Raw genomic sequence first — 23,278 nt, 5'->3', positions numbered from 1 at the left:
CTGCTTCTACTTAGTACTTGGGTGGCCAGGCCACCTTTTTTACTCTTTTTATCACGATGATCAAGTTATGAATTCGTTGCTGTTCAGGACTTTTGGAGTTCCTGCAGAAAAGTTCACTCAGAAACTCTCAGGTTACGTTCGTATTCATCACGTATCAATTGCCTCATCTTCCTGTTCGCTTCAATGACAAAAGCACCAATGTAGCCACAATCTTTGCAATGATAAAGACCTTCAATACCTCCTGCCTCATAATATAGGTCCGGGCTGCCACAGACAGGACATACTTCTATCAATTCCTCTGTTTCATCTTCATCCGGTTCATCGATGACACCAGATACAATATCCTCATCTTCCAAGAACTAGCCTCCTTTGTGTTACCCCTGCTGGCACATTATCTGCATTATAGTATGGATTTAAAACATATCAAACTATCCGGAAACTGCCTGAAAGTTCAGGAGGATATGGATGGAAAAATGTTTGGTCCAAAAGATGATCCACATTGAATTCCTGTGCACAGGACATGAACCATTGTCTCAGTTCAAATATGACAGACATATCTTCACGATATTCCTGCAGCCTCCTCATGAATTCAAATTTTTCACCGGCACTTAGATTGCGTGAAAAAAATCCGAAGGCATGCATCATCGCATTGACAGTTGACCCGGGTTCTGCCCTTTTGTCCAGTATCCTCAGTAAATATGGAAGATACTTTTCGTAGATCTCCTCTACCGGAAGACCATCCCTGTTGGCAACAATATTCCCCATAGCAGTCATTATATGCTTGTCAAGTGCCATGAATAGGAGTTTGTTCCTGGTATGATATCCTATCAACCGCTCCAGCGTCCGTACCTTCCCGGAAAGTGAGCATTGCCTGAAAGAAGCCAATGCAAAGACCCTTGTCAGGAAATGGTCCCTGAGTAAAGGATCGCTCAATTGTTGCTCATCAATAACCGGCAGGTCTGGGTAATCCCTCAGAACAGCATCAGCAAAAAAACCATTCTCATGCCCATGCAAACATTCTGTGCTTTCAGCATCATGGAAGACTTTTGTTGTCCGGACACCGCATGAAGGAGACTTCGATTTTAGGATGAAAGCATCAAAGTCATCCAGTTCTTCAAGATATGACTTTGAAAAACCTTCCATCCTGGCTGTCAGATCAAGTCCCGAGGCCGGCTGCAAGAGTCTTTTTCTGTTATTGAGTACAATAATGACCGGGTCTCTGGGAATACCCAGACCTATCTCTGATTCCGGACAGACAGCAATGAAATCAACAAATGGTTTCAGATCCTCGACAAAAGTGGCCGGCAACATCTGTCCGTCATAACGGCAGGCTGCAAAACCAAGACATTTACTGACCACTATCTTTGGACGCGCAAATCCTGACATTCAAAACCACTTATTGAGATACTACCGTTTTAAGACACCATATATAATAGTGAAGGGAGCCCGTGGGATTCCCTTCTCATTTATGAGTATAGTAGGCCACCACTTTCTCATCGGTCACAGTATCTATCCTGCAGAAACCAAATCTCTCAAACTGCACGACATTGTCCGGTTCAGTAGTCACCTGTTTTTCGGCGATGCCGGTAAACTCACCATCCGGTGAGAGGACCTTAACAGCAACTCCGTCCATGGGAGCCCAGTGGATTATCCTCATCTTTTCCTTTTTCACCGATTCCACGGAATCATCAAGATACTTTGCCCGGAGGGGTTCCATGGAAGTGACCTCCACATTGTACAGATCCTTAAGCCTTATCCTAGAACCCGGTTCAAGCTTTTCCACATCCTCCCTGCAGAGATAGACCCTGTCGCTGACCTCTATCTCACGGCATCCCCGGTCCTCGGTCGGATGAAGTGCAGGAGTGATCATGCAGGGTTTTGCACCGGTAATCTCAAGCTCAACAGGATCCCAAACAAAGAAGTACCTGTTTGCTATTGGGTCCACAAGTTTGCGGTTCTCTGCATAGAGGGTATCCATACTGATACTAATGTCAGTCTCTCCCACACCCATCTCTATCATGAACTTGCGGATGGCTTCCGGACGTATGCCACGCCTGCGGATAGCACGAATTGTTGGAAGACGGGGGTCGTCCCATCCTGAATACTCACCATCCTCTATGGCCTTGCGCAATCCACTGGTACTGAACTTACCAAACTCGTGCATCTTCACACGACCCCAGTGTGTGGTCTTTGGATACTGCCAGCCAAAGTATTTGTAAATGTAACCCTGGCGCTTCTCGCTATCCATGAGATCCTTGCCCCTTATTATATGGGTCATGCCAAGTTCATGGTCCTCGATGGCACCCTCAAAGTCAAGCAATGGCCAGACACAGTACCTGTCCCCCACCTCCGGGCGGGGATGGGGGGTCATGACTATCCTGAATGCACCATAATCACGCAGTGCCGGATCTTTGTGAGTGATATCGGTCTTGATACGCACAACTGCAGTCTTTTCCTCGTACTCACCTGCAAGCATCCTATCCCAATGCTTCAGGTTCTCTGCGGGACTTACATCCCTGTGAGGGCAGGCCTGCTTTGCATCCTTAAGCTTCTTGAACACCTCTCCATCGCAGAAACATACGTAAGCATGTCCCATCTCTATAAGCTTGCGTGCATGATCGTAGTAGACCGGAATCCTGTCCGAAGCAATGACAACCTCATCTGGGTCTGCACCCAGCCATTTGCAGTCATCTACATACCAGTCATAGGCTTCAAGCATGGGACGCTTTGTCTGCGGATCAGTATCATCAAAGCGTATGATGAACTTGCCCCCGTATTTTTTGACATACTCGGAATTAACAACTATACCACGAGTACTTCCAAGAGTGGGAGGACCATTGGGATTTGGTGCAAAACGCATTACTACCTGCTGCCCTTCCTCAACGTCCAGCGCTTTTAAACCCTTGTCAGGTTCCTTTTTAACGCTCAGCTCTTCTATCAGTTCCGGAGCCAGTGACTGCAGATGGGCCTGCCACTGCTCAGGAGTTCCCCTTGAGACTTCTGTAAGTATGTCCTGTATTATGGGTGTGATATCCCTGGCTTTGGAACGAAGATGAGGGCACTCTCCCATGACACGACCCATAACAGCACCTACCTGCGGCGCCTGGCCATATTTCACGGCATTCTGGAGTGCGTACTTCTCTATAGTTTTTTTATCATCATCAGTTAAGGTCATAATTTGTCTCCTAAAAGAACAAACATACGTAATGGATCATTGAATTGCCCGCAGCCTTATGACAGGCATTGCAGCATGAATTATTGGAACTTGACTTAAGATATGTGGTCAGAAGGTTTTTCCAACATCTTTTATTGATTCTGACCTGCTGATTATGTCAGCAACATTGTTCTCAAAATCGGCAATGAACCTTTCCACCGCATCACCCGCAACCGCACCATGGGATGAGGGCTTTATCAGTTGTTCCTGCTCAAGTACACGCAAAGAATAGCGTACCTTGTGTGTAGGCATGCCTGTCTCATCAGCAAGTTTGAGTATGCCAATTGGTCCGCGGTCAATGACCACCTTTAAGACTTCCAGATGGCGCTGGGTCAGTTCCAGTTCCCTGTTAACCTGATCGAACAGCATTATGCAACCTCATTGATCAAAGTTCCTATTCCTTCTATTTCTATCTCCACGACATCCCCCGTATGAAGCTCACCAACTCCCGGAGGAGTGCCTGTTGCGATCACATCACCAACTTCCAGGGTCATTACTCCTGAAATGAACTCTATAAGGTAAGGCACATCAAATATCAGGTTTGAGATATTGGAATCCTGCCTCAGTTCACCATTGACACGACTTCTGATAGCTGCATCCTCCGGGTTAAAATCCTCCGCAGGAGTTATGAAGGGGCCAAGAGGCGCAAAGGTATCGAAACTCTTTGCCCTTGTCCACTGACCATCCTTCTGTTGCAGGTCACGTGCAGTAACATCGTTGAAACATGTAAAACCGGCAATGACATCATAAGCCCTGTCATAAACGATGTTCTTACATTTTTTTCCGATTATGACAGCCAGTTCTGCTTCAAAGTCCACCCTGTTACTACTTCTGGGATAGAGTATCTTCCCGTTTTGTCCTATTAAAGCAGATGGCGGTTTGATAAAAAGTATTGGCTCTTCGGGGACATTCAGGCCGAGTTCCTTTGCATGATCATGGTAATTAAGACCCACACATACGATCTTTGAGGGAGAGGACGGCGGAAGTAATTCTAACTCAGAAAGATCATACTCCATGAAAGTGGACTCCTGTGAGATCACTGAATCTTCTTTCAGTTCTCCGTAGAAAACTTCATCATTATATCTGAATCGTCCAAACATTGCTGGAACTGTTTTGCTTTCATTCTAGATAAGGATAAGTGTTGAAGAAATATAAACGAAATATTGAGGAAATATTGAACTATGAAACAGAACATCAGGACAGTTAAGCAAAAAAGACAGGCAGATAACTATTTAAGCACAGTATCAGATTCCGGGATTTGAATGATGATATCTGTAGTTATACTAGCACTTGTATTCTTGTTCACAGCCATAAGGCAGGTTGGAAATATCCGGCTGGATATATGGCAGATAATGTGTATGGGAGCACTGGGAGTACTGCTCACTGCCCAAATATCAATTACAGATGCAATTGCTGGCATCAATATCGATGTTATGCTCTTCCTTTTTGGAATGTTCATCATAGGACAGGCACTGGAGATGAGCGGATACCTTTCCCACCTTTCATATCGTTTTTTTAAGAATGCACGTTCAATAGATGCGGTAATACTCTACATTCTTTTCGGGATGGGATTTGCCTCCGCATTCCTGATGAATGACACCCTGGCAATAATCGGAACCCCGGTTGTGCTCCTGCTTGCAAAAGAGCACAGTATAGATCCAAAACTCCTTTTAATGGCACTTGCTTTTGCTGTTACAACAGGAAGCGTCATAAGTCCCATCGGAAACCCGCAGAACCTGTTGATAGCACTTGGAAGTGACATACACTATCCATTCCTGACCTTTATGAAATATCTCCTGCTGCCTACTGCAATTAACCTCATGATAGCTTACTTTATTCTCAGGATATCCTTCAGAAAGCATTTCACCTCCTGTCCCCTTAATCATTCAAGACCGTCTGTAACTGATAAAAAGCTTGCAGCCCTTTCCAGGCTATCACTGGGTCTTGTTGTCCTTCTTGTCTGCATAAAGATAATGATGGCATTATCAGGACTTGAATATGACATGGAACTGACATACATAGCCCTTATATCAGCAATGCCAATACTATTGCTGAGCAAAAGAAGAAAAGAAGTGGTCAAAAACCTGGACTGGCATACCTTAATTTTCTTTGTGGCAATGTTCATACTGATGGAAAGTGTCTGGAACAGCGGCTTTTTCCAGAGGGTTATAGATGATTCCGGCCTGAACATTACAATGACCCCAATGATCCTGGCTATAAGTGTGATACTCAGCCAGTTCATATCTAATGTGCCTCTTGTAGCTCTTTACATGCCTATGCTCTCGCATGCGGATGTAACGATCACAGGGATGATGGCACTGGCAGCAGGCAGCACTATTGCAGGTAATCTCTCCATACTGGGAGCTGCAAGTAATGTGATAATCATACAGAACGCAGAGCGTAAAGGCAAAGTATCCCTGGGCTTTTTCGAGTTTGCAAGGATAGGACTTCCACTTACCGTTTTACAGCTGATGGTTTACTGGATTTTCCTTGTTTAAAGGTTCCTCTACAAAAACATTAAAAGGAAAGGAAAGAAAAGGGAAAGAAAAAGGAAAAGGAAAAGGCATTGAAATGACATCAGAACTTCCAGATGCCATTATCAATGAACACTATTATGCAACTGCTTCTTAATCCCATCCTTCTTTTAAAGAACAGAGGAAATTATCAGGACTATAAGCATTGCAACAATGCCTATTGCCCAGAATTTGATTGCTTCACTCAATGGAATCCTGATGTCCACGGGCCCAACTCCTGAAGTTGCAACTGACCTTGGGGCTGCGATAGTTCCTGACGATGCATCATAAGCTGCAGCCTGCTTGTTATGTTTAGCAGCTAGAGGATAGGATTCCCCTGCTACAGGAATCGCTTCAGAAATCGCTTCATGAGCCGCACTCTCTGGCTTTCTGCCACTTATCACATTTTCATCAGCATCGGCGGAATAGGGGGCTGCTTTTGCAACTGGTGACTGTACTGAAGTGAAGAAGGCATCCTCTTTTTCATCCCCCGTTTCTTGCTTTTCGTCAACATATCCATCGGTTTTTTCTGCAGTTCCACTTTCACCAGTTTCGCGTATAGTGTCATCAATCCCTATTGTTTCATCCATTGGTTCATCTATAGCTTCTTCTACTGGTGCAACGTCTTCTGCTGCTGCTAGCGCAACTTCTTCTTCTTCTTCTGCTGCTGCTGCTTCTGCTTCTGCTAGTGCAACATCGTTTTCTTCTGCTGCTAGTGCAACGTCTTCTCTTTTGAACACGAATCCTTCTTCCGGACTCATATCTCTTTCAGGCAGAGTCTCCTTTTCAGCCTCAACATATCCTGAACTTGAAACGGGGAGATTTCTTTCATTCTCTTCTTCACTTTCTTCTTTATTTCCTTCTTCATTCACTTCTTCCCTGCCGGCTGAATAACTGCCACCGGAAATGATCTCAGGCTCATTATCTACAGGTGCTGCCTTGTGGCCGCTGCCGAAAAGATTTTCATCTTCTGCGTCTTCTGTTTCCTCTTTATGGGTTGAAGGAGTGCCATTGTCATCGTCTTCCCCGATAAACATAGTACTGAATGCAGATTCATCTCCTGAAGGCGGCCTGAAAGAGTATTCATCTGCACTTCTAAGTTCATCTTCCCTAAGCTCATCCTCCTGTGGTGTTTGGATCTCTTCGGATACTGACTGCAGATCCTCTGTGATCCATTGCTCTTCACTGTCATTTGTTTCTGCCGCAACAGCTACGGATGGTTCCACCACAAAATCAAACTCTTCTTCTATTTGTGGATCTGAAGGAACAGAAGGTTCATATTTCTTATCAACCAGTCCCTGGTAATCGGGATCGATCTCTACTGCAAGGTCAAATGACTTTTTTGCTTCCTCAAAACGCCCCAGCTTTTCCAGACCTTTTCCCTTCTTGAACCATGCTTCCGCGTTATACGGATCGATATCAAGGGATTTTGTATAGTATTCTATCTGTTTCTCAATTGTTTTTGCAGAATCCCCCATTTTCATCCAGTTCTCTGCAGCTTTCTGCTTTTTCTTTGATTTTACGTCATCTAACATTCCCATGTTTACACCTTTTCTTCATCAATGTCTTTATCAAGACTCCAGGCCCACTAAGATCTGAAATGACCTTTGATTTTCTCTTAGCCTGAATTGAACGAACATTTTTACTGTTTAGTTTTAAGAACATATAAGGATATAAAAATGATTGAGGGGTATCAAAATCATTCGATAGAACTTTTTAACGGAAAGTATGAATACAGTATTCAGAGTATATAAATTATTTACACATACTGTTAATAAATATATGCATGATCTAAAGTCCATATAGACCTAATTCAAAAAAGCAATCAACCTTTCACTTCCTCATACTCAAAAGCCCACATCGGAAGCCCTTCTATCTCTATGTGTTCCAGATGCTCCATCTCATGAGCTGCATAAAATGCAGAAGGACCTGTAAATGAAATTGTTCTTTCGGCCCCTTCTTTTAGGAATATCTTTTTCTTTTCAGTGCTCACTGCAGCTACGATAATCCTCTCTGCCTTGATAGTCACCGAATATGGCCTTGTTACAAGGGAACGCTCATCCCTGCCACCACACTTTTCCAGCCGGTACACCATGCCTTCCTTTGATACGTACTCCGGATTCAGAAGCAGATATACCTCTTCTATGGTGTGGCCTGTTTTGCTCTTCTGGTCATAGCTTGTGAATACCTTAATCACCGAGATGGACTTAAGGTCCTCTGTGGAATAGCTCCATGCACCGCCAACCTTCAGTGAAAGTACCAGGGGATAAAATGCATCCCTGGGAAGGCCGAACCTGCCAAATATGGCCTCTTCCCGGGCACTGAATTTGAGGATTGCTTTTAGATCGTTGACCTTCATACATACCTTACTATTGACATTTTCCTTTAAATAGAGTAACAATTTAATGATTATTTATTGAATACACAGAATATATATGAATTAATACTAACGCTTATAAAAACACTGATTTATAATAGTAAACCTTCCGGTTCAAAAAACTAACTTTATATTCTACAAGATCCATTATTTTTCATTCGGATCAAAGGAGCAGTCCTTATGAAAATGAGAATGGTAAAATGCAGTGATGTCGGAATTAGCAATTGTAACTTCATAGCGCTTGGGAATGATATCGATGAGGTTGAGCAGAATATGCTTGCACATATCGAAAGTGAACATAAGGATCTCCTTGAGAGCATGAACGAGCACGAAATACATCTTCTTAAACACAGAATCTCAACTTTCCTTGGAAGAAGTTGTGGATGCGGGCATCTTCAGATGCCATGAATTTCCTTTATTGTTCTGCTATTGTGTAGTATAGGTAATCAGGCTAATATCCCATAATACCGGAATTCCGTAGCTGATCCCCATCTAATGAATCATTCGTTTTTTGGTAAATACCGGGGAGTTGCAGGATATTTTTCTATCATTGCATTAATATAGGTTGAACTTCCAATAATTCTATATCAATAAGGACGTCTATGTGGGGCATGGCATCCTGATAAGCACGCTGTGGCCAGTTGCCGTTCCTGGCAGAGATTAATGGAGCGCAACATTTGGAAAATCTAATGTACAAATAAAGGCATACACATAAATGGGAGTATTAAGATGGACAAAATGAAAAAAATAGGTCTTTTAGGAGCAGCCGCACTGATTGGTGCCGGACTTGCTGCATTGTCTGAAGAGAGAATAAGGGAATTTGTCAAAGAGAAGGTCGAAGCCGGTAAACTTAGCAAAGAAGAAGGTAAGATACTTGTGGAGGACCTTATCAGTGAAACAAAGAAACAGAGATTGAACCTGGAGAAGAATATAATCGAGAAACTGCACAGTTCAATAAAGATGGCAGACCAGGAGCTTGCAGAACTTGCTGACAGGATCGATGAGGTAAAGATAGAGGAACTTGAAGCTGAGCTTGAGAGAATGAAAAGTCTGAGGAAAGCAGATAAGTAACTGCTTTCTTTTCCTTTTACTAAAATATTTGACTAAAATATTTGTATATTATCCTTCCTAAAGATGTAGGATTATTTCTTTGCTTTTAGCGCTGGCTTTGATAATGATACTGGTTTTAAATTTAAACTGATGATGTTCTTATACAAAAGGATTATCTGAATAAGCTTCAAAATGGAGGAGAAATGGAAGAAAACACAAATCAGGATAAACTGGCCGTGCTGATAGATGCTGATAACGCCCAGCCGTCCATAATAGAAGGTCTACTGGACGAGATAGCAATATACGGTGTTGCAAGTGTGAGAAGGATCTATGGGGACTGGACTAAACCAAACCTTGGTTCATGGAAAGATTCCCTGCTTGAGCACTCCATACAGCCAATACAACAGTTTGCATATACCACCGGGAAGAATGCAACGGACAGTTCACTTATCATTGATGCCATGGACCTGCTCTACACAGAAAAGCTCGATGGGTTCTGTATTGTATCAAGTGACAGTGATTTCACGCGCCTGTCCCAGAGGATAAGGGAAGCAGGCCTTAAGGTCTATGGTTTTGGCGAGAAGAAAACGCCGCAGGCGTTCATTTCGGCCTGTGATAAGTTCATCTACACCGAGAACCTCAGAAAAGAAGAGATATCCGGTTCAGCTGTCACTACCGCAGCAAGGGATGAGAAGTGGAGCACGAACGAGCTCAAAGGTGATTCAAGACTTGTGAACCACCTGAGAAATGCAGTTGAAGATTCTGCCGATGATGAAGGCTGGGCCTTCCTTGCCGAAGTTGGCGGAAATCTCATCAAGCGCAGCCCTGATTTTGACCCCAGAAACTACGGCTACAAGAAACTGGGAGAACTGGTTGAGGCAACAGGCCTTTTTGATATAGATAAGCGCTCACAGAGTGGAGCCGGCAAGAGCGTTCTTATTTTTGTGAGGGATAAGAGGAGCAGGGGGAGGAAATAAAGACCACCTCTCCTTAAATCACTGGAGCTAAGACACAATCAGGATACGCACATTTGGCAGGCTATATGTTTCAAGAATCACACAACATCACAGAAGTACAGGTATCTTAACGACTTTCTCTGTAAACTGTCTATATGAACATTATTTCTCCTTTTCCCCATTTGATAATATCGGCCTTGACTGTCCTTATTTCAGGTCAGGGATAAATACTTTCACTTAACTTCCTATTAGCTTTTATAGACGTAATACAGAAGATATCGTGAAAATAAAAAAACAGGTGGTAAAATTGGATGTTTTAAATGAACCTGAGATCAAAGAGATAGAAGAAAGAAATGTGGCATATGTCTCATATGTTGGTAACTACCTGGGAAACACCGGGGTCTTTGAAGAGTTATTCGGTAAACTCTGTGGCTGGGCGGGTCCGAAGCAATTGATGGGACCGGATACGGTTATGATGTCTGCCTATTATGATGATCCGGCTGTTACACCTCCTGAAGAGCTCAAACTGGATGTGTGCATGACCATTGGTGATGACGTTGAAGCGGAAGGGGAAATAAAAAAGAAAAAGCTCCCGGGAGGAAAATATGTGGTTATGCAGGCAGAACTGACAGGACCGGAAGAGTATGGGCCTGCATGGGAAAAGATCGTTGAGTGGCTGATGGGAAATAACCTTGAGATAGACATGTCCCGGGCAAGTTATGAAATCTATTTGAACAGCCCCGATGAACATCCGCAGAAGCATCATATTCTCGATATATGTATGCCTGTTAAGTGAAACTACATATATTATATCAAGAGACGATCTTATGGCAGGAGAAGAGTCCCGAAAGTATTCATAGGAGATACGGGGGCTTCCTCCTTACATTTTTTATAAATTAAATGAGCGAATAAAATATTTTAATAAAAAAAACTATATATTTTTTAATGATATATTTTTATATAATCGATGCATCTTTAATTCTGCCTAATTATAATTATACTGAACCCGGCCAGGTGTAATTTAACAAGGCAATATGCGCAAAAGTTAAACTTACTCATCAGTTGATTTAAATCTGCAGGGTGAAAAGATGCTAGGGAAAAACAATAGACTGTACAATGAAATAATAGATATTTTAAACTCCGTTGAGAAAGGGAAAACGGATGCAAGGCTAAACATCCAGACAAACGGTGCCGAAAAAGAGATGGCGGAAGCCTTGAATGCTTTTCTTGACAAGGCCACTGAATGGAAAAATGAGGCAGAAGAGCAGGAAAAACTATCAGAGCAGATTAATCTTATGATCATTTCCATAATTGAAGGACGTCTGGATATCCGTGCAGATCCTGCAAATTTCGAAGGCGATTCCAGAGAACTTGTGCTAGGTATAAACAGGATGCTTGATTCGATCATCGAGCCTTTTATGGCAGCATCCAAATATGTAAGCCGCATCTCCAATGGTGATATTCCCCCAAAGATCACAAAGGAATTCAAGGGCAGTTTTAACGATTTCAAGAATAACCTTAACATCTGTGTGGATGCGATCAATGCCCTGATAGTTGATTCAGAGATGCTTGCTGCTGCAGGTTCTGAGGGCAGGGTAGACGTACGTGCCGATGCGTCACGCCATGGCGGTGATTTCAGGACAATTATCGAGAACCTTAACAATACACTTGACTCTATCGCCAGGCCCCTGAAGGAGAGCACAGATGTATTACTCAAACTGGCTGTCAACGATTTTGAAAACGGCGTGGATGGGGAATACGAAGGAATATTCAAAGATAATGCATATGCTGTGAACGAGGTTCGTAAGAGATTCCAGAACATTCAGCGCACCTTTGAATATATGACAAAAGGAGATTTCAGTGACCTTGAAAAATACAGGGCTGTAGGAAAACGTTCTGAGAATGACAAGCTTCTGCCCTACACTATAGCAATGATGGAAAATGTAAAGGGAATGACAGATGAGTTCATCAGCCTGGGAAAAGCCGCAGAAAGTGGAAAGCTGGATTACAGGGCCAATGCATCCGGTTTCCAGGGTATGTTCAATGAAGCAATAACAACTGTAAATGGTGCATTTGATGCTGTTATCGATCCACTGAACATTACTGCCGAATATGTGGACCGTATTTCCAAAGGTGACGTTCCTGAAAAGATAACAGATGACTACAACGGCGATTTCAATGAGATAAAGAATAACCTCAACCAATGTATAGATGCTGTGCAGGCGCTGATAGAGGACTCGGAAATGCTTGCTGATGCAGCTGTCCATGAACATTTTGACGTGCGTGCTGATGAGACAAGGCACAACGGAGATTTCCGCAAAGTGGTAGAAGGAGTGAACAATACACTTGATACTGTAGTTACCAAGGTCTACTGGTACAACTCAATACTTGACAGTATACCATTCCCGATATCCGTTACAGATATGGACTTGAACTGGACCTTTGTAAACAAAGCAGTGGAGGACCTCACAGGCCTGAAACGTGAAAATGTGATAGGCTCACAGTGCCAGCAATGGGGTGCTGACATATGTGGCACGGAAAAATGTGGTGTCTGTATGCTCAGAAATGGAAAGCCAACCTCCTATTTCAAACAGCCTGGCGAGAATAAGAACTTCCAGGTAGATACTTCATACATAAAAAATGCCTCAGGAGAATCAATCGGACACATTGAGGTCATCCAGGATGTCTCAGCATCAAAACAGAATGCTGTTTACACAAAGAAAGAGATCGAGCGTTTGATAGGTAATCTGGAACACATTTCCAGTGGAAATCTTGATCTTGACCTGAGTGTGACTCCGGCAAATGAATACACTTCAGAACAGCATGAGAATTTTATGAGGATATCGGCTTCATTGTCCTCAGTAAAAGAAGCGATACATAATCTGATAGCTGATGCAAATATGCTTGCAACTGCAGCTGTTGAAGGACGTCTTGAAACACGTGCCGATGCTTCAAAGCATGACGGTGATTTCCGCAAGGTGGTAGAAGGTGTCAATTGTACCCTCGATGCACTTATAGGCCCGCTGAATGTGGCTGCAGGATATATTGAACAGATAGCAAAAGGAGAGATCCCTGAGAAGATAACTGCGGATTATAATGGAGATTTCAACCAGATAAAGGATGATATCAATAATTGTGTCGACGGTCTTGACGGCCTTGTAGAGAGCAATGAGGTCCTTCAATTGATGATGAACAATGATCACACCAGAAGAGTTGAAGGTGATTACAAGGGAATCTATGCCGAAGTGGCATCTGCTACAAATGGGATCCGCGACAGGATGCTTACTGTGATGGCAGTGAACAAGAAGATAGCTGTAGGTGATCTGAGTAACCTTGAAGGTTTGAAAAAGATAGGTAAACGTTCGGAGAATGATGAACTGATCCCATGTTACATCACAATGATGAGCAATATAGAAGGTATCGTTGATGAGTTCATAAAACTTGGTAACGCTGCAGAGGCAGGTAACCTTGACTACAGGGCGGATGGTTCCATCTATGAAGGAAGCTTCAGGGATGCCATAAACACAGTCAACCTTGCTATAGATGCTCTTGTTACCCCGCTGAATGAATCTATGCGCATTGTCAACGAATATTCCGAAGGTAATCTTGATGCAAGGTTCAACTTTGCAACAAAAGGTGATTTCAAGGTCTTCTCAGATTCTCTTGACAATTTCGGAGAGAACCTGCAGACTCTCATTGCAGATTCTTCAGGTGTCCTGGATGCCATATCCAACAATGATCTCAGCAAGGCAGTGACTGTAACAGGTGTTGGAGAGTTCAGGATACTGACAGATGGTATTGAGAACACCCGCAGATCATTGAATCAAGTTGTTTCCATGGTGCATGACAGTTCAAGGAATGTTGCATCGACCTCCGAAGAAATGTCAGCCTCTGTAGAGCAGATGACTTCTGCCTCCTACCAGATAGCTGACACTGTATCAGAGATCTCAAGAGGCGCACAGAGCCAGGCGGCAAAGACCGAGGAAGTGTCGCGTGCCATGGTCGATATGACACTTACAGTACAGGAAGTAGCAACGAATTCACAGAAGGCAGCAGAGAACGCAAAGGACTCAAATGAACTTATCAACAATCTTGGCATAATTGCAAAAGACCTTCTTATCAAGATGGATGCGATTAAGCATGCATCCGCAGAATCCTCTGGCGTCATTATGGAGCTTGACGGCAAATCCAAACAGATCGGCGAGATCGTAAACCTCATAACAAGCATTGCAGACCAGACCAACCTCCTTGCACTCAATGCAGCTATTGAAGCTGCACGTGCAGGCGAACATGGACGTGGATTTGCGGTTGTGGCAGATGAGGTCAGAAAACTTGCCGAGGATTCGGGCAATGCCGCAAAACAAATAGCAACACTTATAGCCGAGATACAGGAAGGCACTCACAATGCAGTAACTTCCATGCAGCAAGGTTCTACAGAGGTTGAGACCGGGGCATCAGCCCTTAATGAAGCTGTAGAAGTGGTCGAGAAGGTAGTACAAGCAGGCAACCTCATCGCAAACATGGTCCAGGATATCGCAGCTGCATCACAGGAGCAGTCTGCATCCATCGAAGAGGTGACATCCTCTGTCGAAGAGGTCAGTGCTATCTCCGAGCAGTCTGCAGCAGGAACAGAACAGGCGTCTGCTGCAGTCCAGGAGCAGAGTGCTACGATGCAGGAACTCTCAAGGTCTGCAGAGAATCTTTCAAGCCTTGCAGCCGGAATGAAACTGGTGGTAGATAAGTTCATACTGGATACTACTTCCTCCGGCTCAAAAGGTAATAACTCCGGGAAAGCCGCAATAACTGAAAAGAAAGAGCATGCACTTGTTTGAGAAGAGGTGAGAGAATATGAAAGATACTTCAATATCAGGAAACGGACCTGCTGATGAATTGTTACAAATGGTGGTCTTCCAGCTTGGCGGTGAGGAATTCGGAGTCGAGATAATGAAAGTCCAGGAGATAATAAGGATGCCTGAGATCACCCAGATCCCACAATCCCCTGACTTTGTTGAAGGCGTCATCAACCTGCGTGGCAGGATCATAGTTGTTATAAACCTTGATAAGCGTTTTAACCTTAAATCCAAGGAAATTGATGAGCATTCACGCATTATTGTCGTTGAGATCGGGGATAATGTAGTAGGAATGATCGTAGACTCGGTTAATGAGGTATTAAGGTTCCCTATGTCAAATGTTGACCCTGCGCCTGAGCTTGTCATGTCCGGTGTAAGCAGGGAATACATCACCGGTGTAGGCAAGCTGGATGATCGGCTCCTGATATTACTTGACCTTGCAAAGGTGCTGAACAAAAGTGAAGTAGAAGATATCACAAGTTTGGCCTGAAAACAGGCCAGATGATGTCTTTATTACATTCAATTTTCCCATAACTGGTGCAATAGGATTTCTTTTGGTTAAACAGGATCCCATCAAATTGGATCATATTTATTTATTTAATTATTTATTTATATAAAATACATAAATATATTAAGTGTTTACTAAGGAGATGATACCATAGCCTTCACTTACTTTTTCAGGGACATGCAAACACTGGAAATGATCAGGGATTATGTGATCCCACAGATTAGAAGCCGTAGGTATATCCATATATGGGATGCAGGCTGTGCCATGGGTCCTGAACCTTATTCGCTTGCAATAGTCCTTAGAGAGAATATGGGCATGATCTTCAGGAACGTGAAGATACATGCAACAGATATCGACAATAGTAATCTGTTCGGAGACATCATAAAAAAAGGCATATATCCAAGAGAAATGGTCCAGAGGATACCAGAGCCTATATTCAGTAAATATTTCTCTGCGGCAGACGAACCGGAGCATTTCATTATATCCGAAGAAATCAGAAAAAGTGTCGAATTCACAAGACATAATCTCCTGGATATGAAACCGATAAGAACAGGTCTTAACCTTGTTCTGTGTAAAAACGTTCTTTTGCATTTCAGGGAAGAAGAAAGAATAGAAGTCCTGAAAATGTTCTATGATGCACTTGATGACGGTTTTTTTGCAACTGAACAGACCCAGAAGATACCAGAACAAATGCAGCAGTATTTTGAGCCTGTTGTTGCAAATGCCCAGTTATACAGGAAAGTAACCTGACAGCTTTGCTCATTGAATGGAATACCATATGGAGGATATCATCAGGATGCCACATGAGCTATCATTTACCTTGTTACCTCCTGTGAATGGTTCTGTATACAGGTGGCTGAACATAGACCGCAAAGGAATAAGGGTGGGAAAAGTACGTGGAAGTGTGGATGCCGATGTCCTGACAATCTACTCCATAACTATTTTCCCTGAATTTGAAGGTAAGAACTATGGAAGGAAGACCATAGAGGTATTCAAGGAACACTACAACACAATTGTTGCAGACAGGGTCAGACCCACAGCTACAGGGTTCTGGGAAAAGATGGGATTCCTGAACAATGGTGATGGTTCGTACATATTCCGGAAAGTAGAACATTGCCGGTGAGTGGAAATCTTTTAACGTAGGACAGCTTATCCTTTCGTATGGAAATTGAAGCTAAGTTCATTGTAAAGGAACGTTCCACCTTCGAGAGATTAATGAACACCAGATCTATAGAAGGATTCACTGTTTCTGATGCTGTTGCCAGTGAATTCCGGGATACGTATCTTGATACAACGGATATGACCATATATTCTTCGGGCTTCTCTTTCCGCTGCAGGGAAAAGAAAGACAAAGTTGTATATACATTAAAATCATTGAAAGGAACCGGCTCACTCATCCATACACGGGAAGAGATGGAGTTTTCAATGAAAGAGAAGAGCCCTGTGGATAAATGGAACGATTGTCTGCTCAAGGACCGTATCCTGGACATCATAGGCATGGGCAGCCTTTACCCTCTGTTTCTGGTGGAGCACAAAAGAGCGGATCTTCAGGTATCAGATGAACAAAGGCACATCGCAGAATTGAGTTTTGATGATGTTATCATTATTTGTGACAACAACAGCAAAAGCTATCTTGAGCTGGAGGCGGAACTTATGGGCGATGGTACTGAAGCCCAACTTCAACGGATAGCTTTATTTTTCAGGGACGAAGCGGGACTTGTTCCAGGCAGCAGTTCAAAATTTGACAATGGTCTTGAGCTTTTCATGGAAAACATACGAAAAGATGCTATGAGCATTGACTATGGCACAGATTTTAGCAACGAAGGGATCTCATTCTCACCTATGAAGGAAATGTTTGAGGAATATGGCATCGAGCAGGAACATGCACGCAGGGTTGCCGAGAATGCACTGCAGCTATTCGATGCCCTGAAAACGATCCATCTCCTTGATGATAAGTTGCGCCAGACATTAAGGTTTGCAGCGCTTGTCCATGACATAGGGGTCATGACAGACATCAGCAACCACCATAAAGTCGGAAGGGATATACTGCTTGCTGCCTGCCCGGAGGAACTTCCCTGTCCTTTATGCCTTTTTCTCCCATGGACCACCTTCCTGCACAAGAAAAGTATTACACGCATGAAACTTCAAAAACTCTCACAGAAAAAGAGATTTTCCGGCTTACCTGTGAAAATGCAGGATGATATCCTTAAAATGTCAGCCATTTTGCGGCTTGCAGATGCCCTGGACTATAGCAGGATGAACAGCAGGATTGCAGGCATAGATCTCCTGAAAGAAGATATCGTAATCAGGGTGAAGGGGCCTGGGGCAGATATTGATGCCCAAAGAGCGGATACAAAAGCAGACCTGTGGCGCCTGCTGTTTGAAAGGGACCTCTACTTCCGGGAAGATTGACGCACTCCTCTTTCCACTAGTTCCTTCTCAATGCATTTGATGACGGCGTGGAATATTTTGATCCTTGCATAATATTTATCGTTTGACTCTACAATGATCCATGGCGCCCAGGAAGTGCTGGTCTTCTGGAGCATCTCATCGGCAGCACCAAGGTAAAGGTTCCATTTCTCCCTGTTGCGCCAGTCATCCTGGGTGATCTTCCATTGCTTGTGCGGAGTGTTCTCCCTTTGCTTGAACCGGTTGAGTTGTTCTTCCCTGTCGATGTGCATCCAGAACTTTATGATAATTGTGCCATAATTGGTAAGTATTTCCTCGAATTCGTTTATTTCCCTGTAGGCACGCTTCCATTCCTGATTGCTACAGAGATTCTCCACCCTTTCAACAAGAACTCTGCCATACCAGCTCCTGTCATAGATCCTTATATGGCCTGCTTCAGGGATCTCATTGTAGAATCTCCAGAGATAATGATGTGCAAGCTCTGTTTGCGTGGGCACCCCTACAGGAATTACCTGATACAGCCGGGGGTTCAGCTTCTGTGCAAGCCTTCTGATACTTCCTCCCTTTCCAGAGGCGTCCCATCCTTCAAATACAATGATCAAAGGTATGCGGAGCTTAAAGAGTTCATACTGAAGTGATGATAACCTTTTAAGACATTTCTTCTTCTCTTTTTTGTATTCCTCATATGTGATACTCTTATCAAGGTCTGTACTTTGAAGAATGGAAGAATCTATATTAGGAACGATGCAATCTTCATTATTGCTTTTTTGTCCGTTCGATACTTCATTACTGATATCCTCTATTCTGTTCTCAATTGACTGGACCACTTTTGCGATGATCTTTACAGTTGCAAAGTTCAGGTCATCGGATTCCACTATAGTCCACGGAGCGTAACTTCTGTCGGTTCTTTCCAGAATGTTTTCAATGACAGGCAGATACATCTCATAATCATTCAGGTACTCCTGCTCTTCTTCTTCCACGATGAAAAGAGGTATTTCCTGTTTCTTCAGCTTCCTGTATCTTTTTTCCTGTTCTTCTTTGCTTACATGAAGGAAGAATTTCACTATAAGATATCCTTCATCTGCCAGTTGCCTTTCAAAATATGTTATTTCGTTCAGGCATGTTGGCATTTCACTGCCTGGTTTACACTTGCCGTCATGCTCGATAATGACCCTGCGATACCAGCTCCTGTCATAGATCGCTATCCTGCCCTTCTTTGGTATCCGTGTCCAGAAGCGCCATAACAATGGCTTTTGTTCCTCCTGGAAACAGGGTTTTCCGGTTGTGTAAAAATCAAATCCCATGGGATTGAGCGTCAGTATGAAACGGTTGATAATATCAGTCATTCCTGATGCATGCCAGCCTTCAAAGACTATGATAACAGGGATATCCTTTTTCCATGCTTTCCTCTGCAGCTCCCCGACACGTATCTTCAGATCATCGATTATGTTATCGTATTCATCCTTACTGATACTTTTTGAAAGATCCACATTTTCAAGCATTGTTATCAATTAAACTAGTACAGATTTGTATATATAGTTATAGAGTACATTAAATTACATAAAGTACGCCCTTACATAATAGCTCCATATTAGCATTGTGATCGTTCCCGATACCACGATGGCTATAAATGAAAAGAGGGACATCCGGAATAATTCCGCAGAACCGCTTATTTTGATGTATAAGGGCTTGCTAATAGTGCTCACAAGTCCTGCAAGGATAGCTGTTTCAGCAGCTATGTGTGTCGAAAGGTTTCCATTGAATGCAAGTGCGGCCACAGAGGCAGTAACTGCGGAACTGCTGACGATTCCACCTAGTGCTATTGCATAGGCTCCACCTGCCCCTGCATATTCATTTGCGTAGTTGGCAATTACCAGCAGTACAGTAAAAACTGCACCGAACTTGAATGCCGGTCCAAGGGCAAAGGGAGACCCAATATCGATACTTTCTTCCAGGTTCAGTGTATTCTTCCATTTCATTGCGACGAATATGATAGCGATCACACCCATCACTATAAAAGGCGGGGCCATCATTGATGCGGTCCTGGCGCTGGGGTCGGCTATCAATGCTATTATGGTGTTGCTTATGATCATTGATACCACTGAAAGTATTGCACCTATGTGAATGGAATCCTTTAGTATAGGCCTTTTCCTGGATATACCCGAAAGTGCGGCTATTGTGGCTTCACTGCTGATGAAACCTCCAAAGAGACCGGAGTACGGGATACCGCCCTGCGGACCCATTTTTCTCAGGGACAGGTAACTTACAAAGCTGATGAACGATACAAGCACCACGATCATTATCGATGATTTAACATTTATGATACCATATATGGGTTCTTCCGGCACTATGGGATAGAGCACAAAGGCAACTGCAAGGAATTTAAGGGCGCCACCGATATCCCCTTCGGAAAGATTCTCTGCAAAGGAATGCAAAGGCTTTTTCTCTATCAGAAGGAAAGTCAGCAGGAGTGCGGTTACAATGGCTACCATATACAGTCCTTCTCCAACTACGATACCTAACAGGTATGTACAGAACAATGCTACTGCAGTTGTAAGCCCGGATTTGCCTTTGAGGATATTAAGCGTATATATAAGGGATGCCGATGCAAAGAGAACAAGCAGGGTTGTCAGAATGATTATCCATATACCCACGTAATCCGCAAGGAATGTGGCAAGAGTACCTGTTATACAGGTGATGGAAAATGTCCTGACACCGGCAAATATCTTTTTGTCCGCACGCCAGTGCTCCCTCTCCAGACCCACAAGTATCCCTATCATCAGTGAAAGGAATATCTTCCCAAGAATATCCAGGGATATGGGGTCGATGCCCCACTGGATCGTCTGCATTATAGCTATCTCTCCCTAAATCAATAACATGAATAAGCAATGTCGTTCATCAATATTATAGTTACAAGTGCAAGTTACGATATAATAAGATATGATGAATGTATAGTATATCTTATTACTGTATATACTTTTATACTTGCGTTACCCATTATTAATGAGGACTGGAATATGCCATGGGTCAATAAAAAGAAGTGTGTGTCGTGTAAGAAATGCGTAAAGAGATGTCCTGTGGATGCCATAGATATGGTAAAAGGTAAAGCTCTTATCACAGACGATAAATGTATCTACTGCGGAAAATGTGTAAAGGTCTGCCCTGTGAAAGCCATACTTAAAGACAGGGAATTTGTGGAATTAAGGATCCGTGACAATCTTAAAGCTTTAAAAGGTCCTCTTTCCAGGAACAAGGGTAAGAATGCAAGAAAAAGAATGATCAAAAGTCGTATAAGGCAATTGAGGAAACAACAGAAGGTCATTCGTGGAACCATCAGGGAGCTTAAGCAGATCACATAAAAGGTCACATAGACCTGTACTTAAATCATCCATGATCAAATAGTCAGCAGGTGAATTGCAGCCGGAGGAGAATCAGTGCCATCAGATGTTTTTTTGAGAAAATATTCGTTAATTGCATCCCTTAGTTTCCTGTTCGGCCTGGTATCCTGTATGACAGGGCTGCTGTTTGCCATGGTCAGCAGGCTCAGCCGCAGTTCCGATCCTGAGGTGATACTTGTTGTCTGCTCACTCCTTGGAGCCGGGATATTACTGATACTTGCCGGAATAAATATTGCAGGTATCCACAGAAATCTTTTCAGGAACTATTCATTCATAGCAGCTCTGGTACTATCTGCTGCGGGCCTGGCGATATTTGCATTTTCATTTCCTGGAAACTGGTTCTATCCCAGGGTATCATATGTGATTGTTTCATATTCAGTAGGCATTTTCCTTCTATTGATAAATATATTTGTCAACTATTTCCTGTATACATCCGCAGTGCCTGTGGAAAGGACAATGGTTCCAGAGGAAAAATTCACAGGTAAAGGTGCCAGCGAATTCACGAGTACGCCGGAGCAGTATGATTGTTCAGTGCTTGCAACGTTTGCAGGCATATTGGTGACAAATATAACATCAGGTTCATATGAACCATATTTTGCGGACAATACCAATGATGAACATGATGCTTTTGTTGTTATGGAAAATGATCCTGCACAAAGCAGGTTGCAGTCAGGAACTATGACCGATCATGGAAAGATCAAGGATCAGAATGATACAATCGACGAAGGTATGGAAGAGAACATGGAAAACAGTAAGGATAAAAACATAGACGAAAGAGCAAATGAAAAAGAGGCCATCAATGATGGTTATACAGAACCCACGGCTCTGGAGACAACGCAGTTTCCGGAAGTAGTGGACGTTGAGGTAACAGAAATAGCTACACATACTGAAGAAAATATCACTGAAGAGTATGGTCTGTCACCGGAAATGCAGGAAAATGAAGACCTGACTGCCTCTAACACCGCAATACCTGTACCGTTCTCTGAGTTCAGAACAATGAAAAAGACCGATATCATAGGAGACGATACAATGCGTGCTGCTGCACGTAAGATACTTATGTTCCATTTCGGGGCAATGATCGAGCATGAACGGGGTACCAAGGTAGGCAAGGATATCGAAGAACTCCATGACATGCGGGTTGCTGCAATGCGGATGCGCTCAGCTGTAGAGGTACTGGAAGGTTATCTTGATATGGATGAGATGTCACCATATCTCAGGAACATCAAATCCGTAAGAAAGGTACTTGGTTCTGTGCGTGACCTTGATGTTTTCCTGGAGAAGATCGACCATTACCTTGCAGACCAGCCACCAGAAAGGAGGGCGCAGATGGACCCTCTGACAGATTCCATTTTAATAGAAAAAGCAAAGAACCGTGGTACTATGCTTGTGTACCTTGATGACTCAAAGTACAATAAATTCAAAAAGAACTTTGCTGACTACCTCTTACATAAGAAGTCCTGGAAAATGCGGTCCGTTAAAAAGAATGGCGAGCCTGTCCCATGCAAGGTTAGGGATGTACTGCCAGTGCTTCTGTACACGCAGTTTGCAGCTGTAAGAGCCTATGTGGATATTGTTTCAGAGGAAGCGGTAGCTGATCCATCCCTTGAAAAGTATCATCAGTTGAGGATAGATGTTAAAATTTTGCGTTATACACTTGAATTCTTCCGTGAGGTACTTGGACCCGAATCAAAAGAACTTATAAAAAGCCTGAAAGCTTTGCAGGATAATCTTGGGGATATGCATGATACTGTAGTTGCACTGGAACTTCTTAAGAAATTCGAAGAACGTGGCAGCTGGAGTGAAGCCGGGGATGAAGGACGAAACATATCCGGCGCACAGCAAACGTATCCGGGTGTTGATGCTTACATTGAGTACAGAAAGCAGGAACTTGAAAACCTTCTTGGAGCATTCCCTGATGTATGGTCCAATGTCATTGACCCGGATTTCAGCGTCAGTTTCTCAAAGGCCATATCAGGAATTTACACGTCCTGAAAGAGCCTTTA

At 43.2% G+C, this 23,278-nt stretch carries 22 protein-coding genes; 13 read left to right on the top strand and 9 right to left on the bottom strand.

Annotated elements, in window-relative coordinates:
* Positions 1 to 113: 113 nt before the first annotated feature.
* From V7O64_RS13380 to V7O64_RS13360, 5 genes are all read right to left on the bottom strand, one after another.
* Entirely contained in the window at positions 114 to 356 is a 243-nt protein-coding gene (locus V7O64_RS13380; RefSeq protein ID WP_407355869.1) for a hypothetical protein, read from the bottom strand.
* A 67-nt stretch (positions 357 to 423) separates the two neighbouring features.
* Positions 424 to 1,386 (bottom strand): YbgA family protein, encoded by a 963-nt coding sequence (locus tag V7O64_RS13375; protein ID WP_407355868.1) that lies wholly within the window; start codon positions 1,384 to 1,386, stop codon positions 424 to 426.
* A 76-nt stretch (positions 1,387 to 1,462) separates the two neighbouring features.
* Positions 1,463 to 3,175, bottom strand: a complete 1,713-nt coding sequence (locus V7O64_RS13370; protein WP_407355867.1) for a glutamate--tRNA ligase — start codon at positions 3,173 to 3,175, stop codon at positions 1,463 to 1,465.
* A gap of 108 nt (positions 3,176 to 3,283) precedes the next feature.
* Positions 3,284 to 3,583: a hypothetical protein gene (locus tag V7O64_RS13365; protein WP_407355866.1), complete on the bottom strand. Its 300-nt coding sequence runs from the start codon at positions 3,581 to 3,583 to the stop codon at positions 3,284 to 3,286.
* Positions 3,583 to 4,314: a fumarylacetoacetate hydrolase family protein gene (locus V7O64_RS13360; RefSeq protein ID WP_407355865.1), complete on the bottom strand. Its 732-nt coding sequence runs from the start codon at positions 4,312 to 4,314 to the stop codon at positions 3,583 to 3,585. Before V7O64_RS13360 ends, V7O64_RS13365 begins: the two co-directional genes overlap by 1 nt.
* Positions 4,315 to 4,476: 162 nt before the next feature.
* Between V7O64_RS13360 and V7O64_RS13355 the strand changes: the two genes are divergently transcribed.
* Together V7O64_RS13355 and V7O64_RS13350 are read left to right on the top strand one after the other, a co-directional pair.
* Positions 4,477 to 5,712 carry an SLC13 family permease gene (locus V7O64_RS13355; protein WP_407355864.1) on the top strand — a complete coding sequence of 412 codons (1,236 nt, stop codon included), beginning with the start codon at positions 4,477 to 4,479 and terminating at the stop codon, positions 5,710 to 5,712.
* Positions 5,705 to 5,845, top strand: a complete 141-nt coding sequence (locus tag V7O64_RS13350) for a hypothetical protein (protein WP_407355863.1) — start codon at positions 5,705 to 5,707, stop codon at positions 5,843 to 5,845. Before V7O64_RS13355 ends, V7O64_RS13350 begins: the two co-directional genes overlap by 8 nt.
* Before the next feature lie 13 nt (positions 5,846 to 5,858).
* Here the strand turns inward: V7O64_RS13350 and V7O64_RS13345 are convergent, their stop codons facing one another.
* The gene (locus V7O64_RS13345; RefSeq protein ID WP_407355862.1) at positions 5,859 to 7,268 is read right to left on the bottom strand and encodes a tetratricopeptide repeat protein; all 1,410 of its coding nucleotides are present in this window, start codon (positions 7,266 to 7,268) and stop codon (positions 5,859 to 5,861) included.
* A 284-nt stretch (positions 7,269 to 7,552) separates the two neighbouring features.
* Positions 7,553 to 8,086 (bottom strand): RimK/LysX family protein, encoded by a 534-nt coding sequence (locus tag V7O64_RS13340; RefSeq protein ID WP_407355861.1) that lies wholly within the window; start codon positions 8,084 to 8,086, stop codon positions 7,553 to 7,555.
* Positions 8,087 to 8,284: 198 nt separating this feature from the next.
* Between V7O64_RS13340 and V7O64_RS13335 the strand changes: the two genes are divergently transcribed.
* The 9 genes from V7O64_RS13335 (at position 8,285) to V7O64_RS13295 (ending at position 17,880) form a co-directional block, all read left to right on the top strand.
* The gene (locus tag V7O64_RS13335; RefSeq protein WP_407355860.1) at positions 8,285 to 8,512 is read left to right on the top strand and encodes a DUF1059 domain-containing protein; all 228 of its coding nucleotides are present in this window, start codon (positions 8,285 to 8,287) and stop codon (positions 8,510 to 8,512) included.
* A 321-nt stretch (positions 8,513 to 8,833) separates the two neighbouring features.
* On the top strand, positions 8,834 to 9,175 hold the full coding sequence (locus tag V7O64_RS13330; protein ID WP_407355859.1) for a hypothetical protein: 342 nt from the start codon (positions 8,834 to 8,836) through the stop codon (positions 9,173 to 9,175).
* Positions 9,176 to 9,357: 182 nt separating this feature from the next.
* Positions 9,358 to 10,131, top strand: coding sequence for an NYN domain-containing protein (locus V7O64_RS13325; RefSeq protein ID WP_407355858.1), 774 nt, complete (start codon positions 9,358 to 9,360; stop codon positions 10,129 to 10,131).
* A gap of 286 nt (positions 10,132 to 10,417) precedes the next feature.
* A complete protein-coding gene (locus V7O64_RS13320) occupies positions 10,418 to 10,906 on the top strand; it encodes a GyrI-like domain-containing protein (RefSeq protein ID WP_407355857.1) in 489 nt (162 codons plus the stop codon).
* Positions 10,907 to 11,198: 292 nt separating this feature from the next.
* Positions 11,199 to 14,942, top strand: a complete 3,744-nt coding sequence (locus V7O64_RS13315; RefSeq protein ID WP_407355856.1) for a methyl-accepting chemotaxis protein — start codon at positions 11,199 to 11,201, stop codon at positions 14,940 to 14,942.
* 16 nt (positions 14,943 to 14,958) lie between these two features.
* On the top strand, positions 14,959 to 15,450 hold the full coding sequence (locus V7O64_RS13310) for a chemotaxis protein CheW (protein WP_407355855.1): 492 nt from the start codon (positions 14,959 to 14,961) through the stop codon (positions 15,448 to 15,450).
* 168 nt (positions 15,451 to 15,618) lie between these two features.
* Entirely contained in the window at positions 15,619 to 16,218 is a 600-nt protein-coding gene (locus tag V7O64_RS13305; RefSeq protein ID WP_407357351.1) for a CheR family methyltransferase, read from the top strand.
* Between the two features lie 16 nt (positions 16,219 to 16,234).
* Positions 16,235 to 16,591: a hypothetical protein gene (locus V7O64_RS13300; RefSeq protein WP_407355854.1), complete on the top strand. Its 357-nt coding sequence runs from the start codon at positions 16,235 to 16,237 to the stop codon at positions 16,589 to 16,591.
* A 38-nt stretch (positions 16,592 to 16,629) separates the two neighbouring features.
* A complete protein-coding gene (locus V7O64_RS13295) occupies positions 16,630 to 17,880 on the top strand; it encodes a CYTH domain-containing protein (protein ID WP_407355853.1) in 1,251 nt (416 codons plus the stop codon).
* On the opposite strand, the gene pap is transcribed toward V7O64_RS13295, so the two are convergent.
* Positions 17,862 to 19,379, bottom strand: coding sequence for a polyphosphate:AMP phosphotransferase (gene pap / locus V7O64_RS13290; protein ID WP_407355852.1), 1,518 nt, complete (start codon positions 19,377 to 19,379; stop codon positions 17,862 to 17,864). The two genes, V7O64_RS13295 and pap, sit on opposite strands and share 19 nt — an antisense overlap.
* Positions 19,380 to 19,433: 54 nt before the next feature.
* Positions 19,434 to 20,726, bottom strand: coding sequence for an MgtC/SapB family protein (locus V7O64_RS13285; protein ID WP_407355851.1), 1,293 nt, complete (start codon positions 20,724 to 20,726; stop codon positions 19,434 to 19,436).
* 39 nt (positions 20,727 to 20,765) lie between these two features.
* Between V7O64_RS13285 and V7O64_RS13280 the strand changes: the two genes are divergently transcribed.
* Both V7O64_RS13280 and V7O64_RS13275 read left to right on the top strand, forming a co-directional pair.
* A complete protein-coding gene (locus V7O64_RS13280) occupies positions 20,766 to 21,236 on the top strand; it encodes a DUF362 domain-containing protein (protein WP_407355850.1) in 471 nt (156 codons plus the stop codon).
* 75 nt (positions 21,237 to 21,311) lie between these two features.
* A complete protein-coding gene (locus V7O64_RS13275; RefSeq protein WP_407355849.1) occupies positions 21,312 to 23,267 on the top strand; it encodes a CHAD domain-containing protein in 1,956 nt (651 codons plus the stop codon).
* The last annotated feature ends 11 nt before the right edge of the window (positions 23,268 to 23,278 follow it).

It is taken from the genome of Methanolobus sp. WCC5 (assembly GCF_045690325.1).
In the GTDB taxonomy this organism is placed as follows: Archaea; Halobacteriota; Methanosarcinia; order Methanosarcinales; family Methanosarcinaceae; genus Methanolobus.
Note: the sequence above shows the minus strand (reverse complement) of the source record. Positions and strands in the feature narration are given on the sequence as shown.

Excerpts from the sequence above, each read along its gene's own strand:
- V7O64_RS13330 (WP_407355859.1), top strand. The coding sequence starts at position 8,834 with ATGGACAAAATGAAAAAAATAGGTCTTTTAGGAGCAGCCGCACTGATT.
- V7O64_RS13295 (WP_407355853.1), top strand. The coding sequence starts at position 16,630 with ATGGAAATTGAAGCTAAGTTCATTGTAAAGGAACGTTCCACCTTCGAG.
- V7O64_RS13285 (WP_407355851.1), bottom strand. The coding sequence starts at position 20,726 with ATGCAGACGATCCAGTGGGGCATCGACCCCATATCCCTGGATATTCTT.
- pap (WP_407355852.1), bottom strand. The coding sequence starts at position 19,379 with ATGCTTGAAAATGTGGATCTTTCAAAAAGTATCAGTAAGGATGAATAC.
- V7O64_RS13365 (WP_407355866.1), bottom strand. The coding sequence starts at position 3,583 with ATGCTGTTCGATCAGGTTAACAGGGAACTGGAACTGACCCAGCGCCAT.
- V7O64_RS13345 (WP_407355862.1), bottom strand. The coding sequence starts at position 7,268 with ATGGGAATGTTAGATGACGTAAAATCAAAGAAAAAGCAGAAAGCTGCA.
- V7O64_RS13370 (WP_407355867.1), bottom strand. The coding sequence starts at position 3,175 with ATGACCTTAACTGATGATGATAAAAAAACTATAGAGAAGTACGCACTC.
- V7O64_RS13300 (WP_407355854.1), top strand. The coding sequence starts at position 16,235 with ATGGAATACCATATGGAGGATATCATCAGGATGCCACATGAGCTATCA.
- V7O64_RS13355 (WP_407355864.1), top strand. The coding sequence starts at position 4,477 with ATGATGATATCTGTAGTTATACTAGCACTTGTATTCTTGTTCACAGCC.
- V7O64_RS13325 (WP_407355858.1), top strand. The coding sequence starts at position 9,358 with ATGGAAGAAAACACAAATCAGGATAAACTGGCCGTGCTGATAGATGCT.
- V7O64_RS13340 (WP_407355861.1), bottom strand. The coding sequence starts at position 8,086 with ATGAAGGTCAACGATCTAAAAGCAATCCTCAAATTCAGTGCCCGGGAA.
- V7O64_RS13310 (WP_407355855.1), top strand. The coding sequence starts at position 14,959 with ATGAAAGATACTTCAATATCAGGAAACGGACCTGCTGATGAATTGTTA.
- V7O64_RS13335 (WP_407355860.1), top strand. The coding sequence starts at position 8,285 with ATGAAAATGAGAATGGTAAAATGCAGTGATGTCGGAATTAGCAATTGT.
- V7O64_RS13280 (WP_407355850.1), top strand. The coding sequence starts at position 20,766 with ATGTCGTTCATCAATATTATAGTTACAAGTGCAAGTTACGATATAATA.
- V7O64_RS13375 (WP_407355868.1), bottom strand. The coding sequence starts at position 1,386 with ATGTCAGGATTTGCGCGTCCAAAGATAGTGGTCAGTAAATGTCTTGGT.
- V7O64_RS13315 (WP_407355856.1), top strand. The coding sequence starts at position 11,199 with ATGCTAGGGAAAAACAATAGACTGTACAATGAAATAATAGATATTTTA.
- V7O64_RS13360 (WP_407355865.1), bottom strand. The coding sequence starts at position 4,314 with ATGTTTGGACGATTCAGATATAATGATGAAGTTTTCTACGGAGAACTG.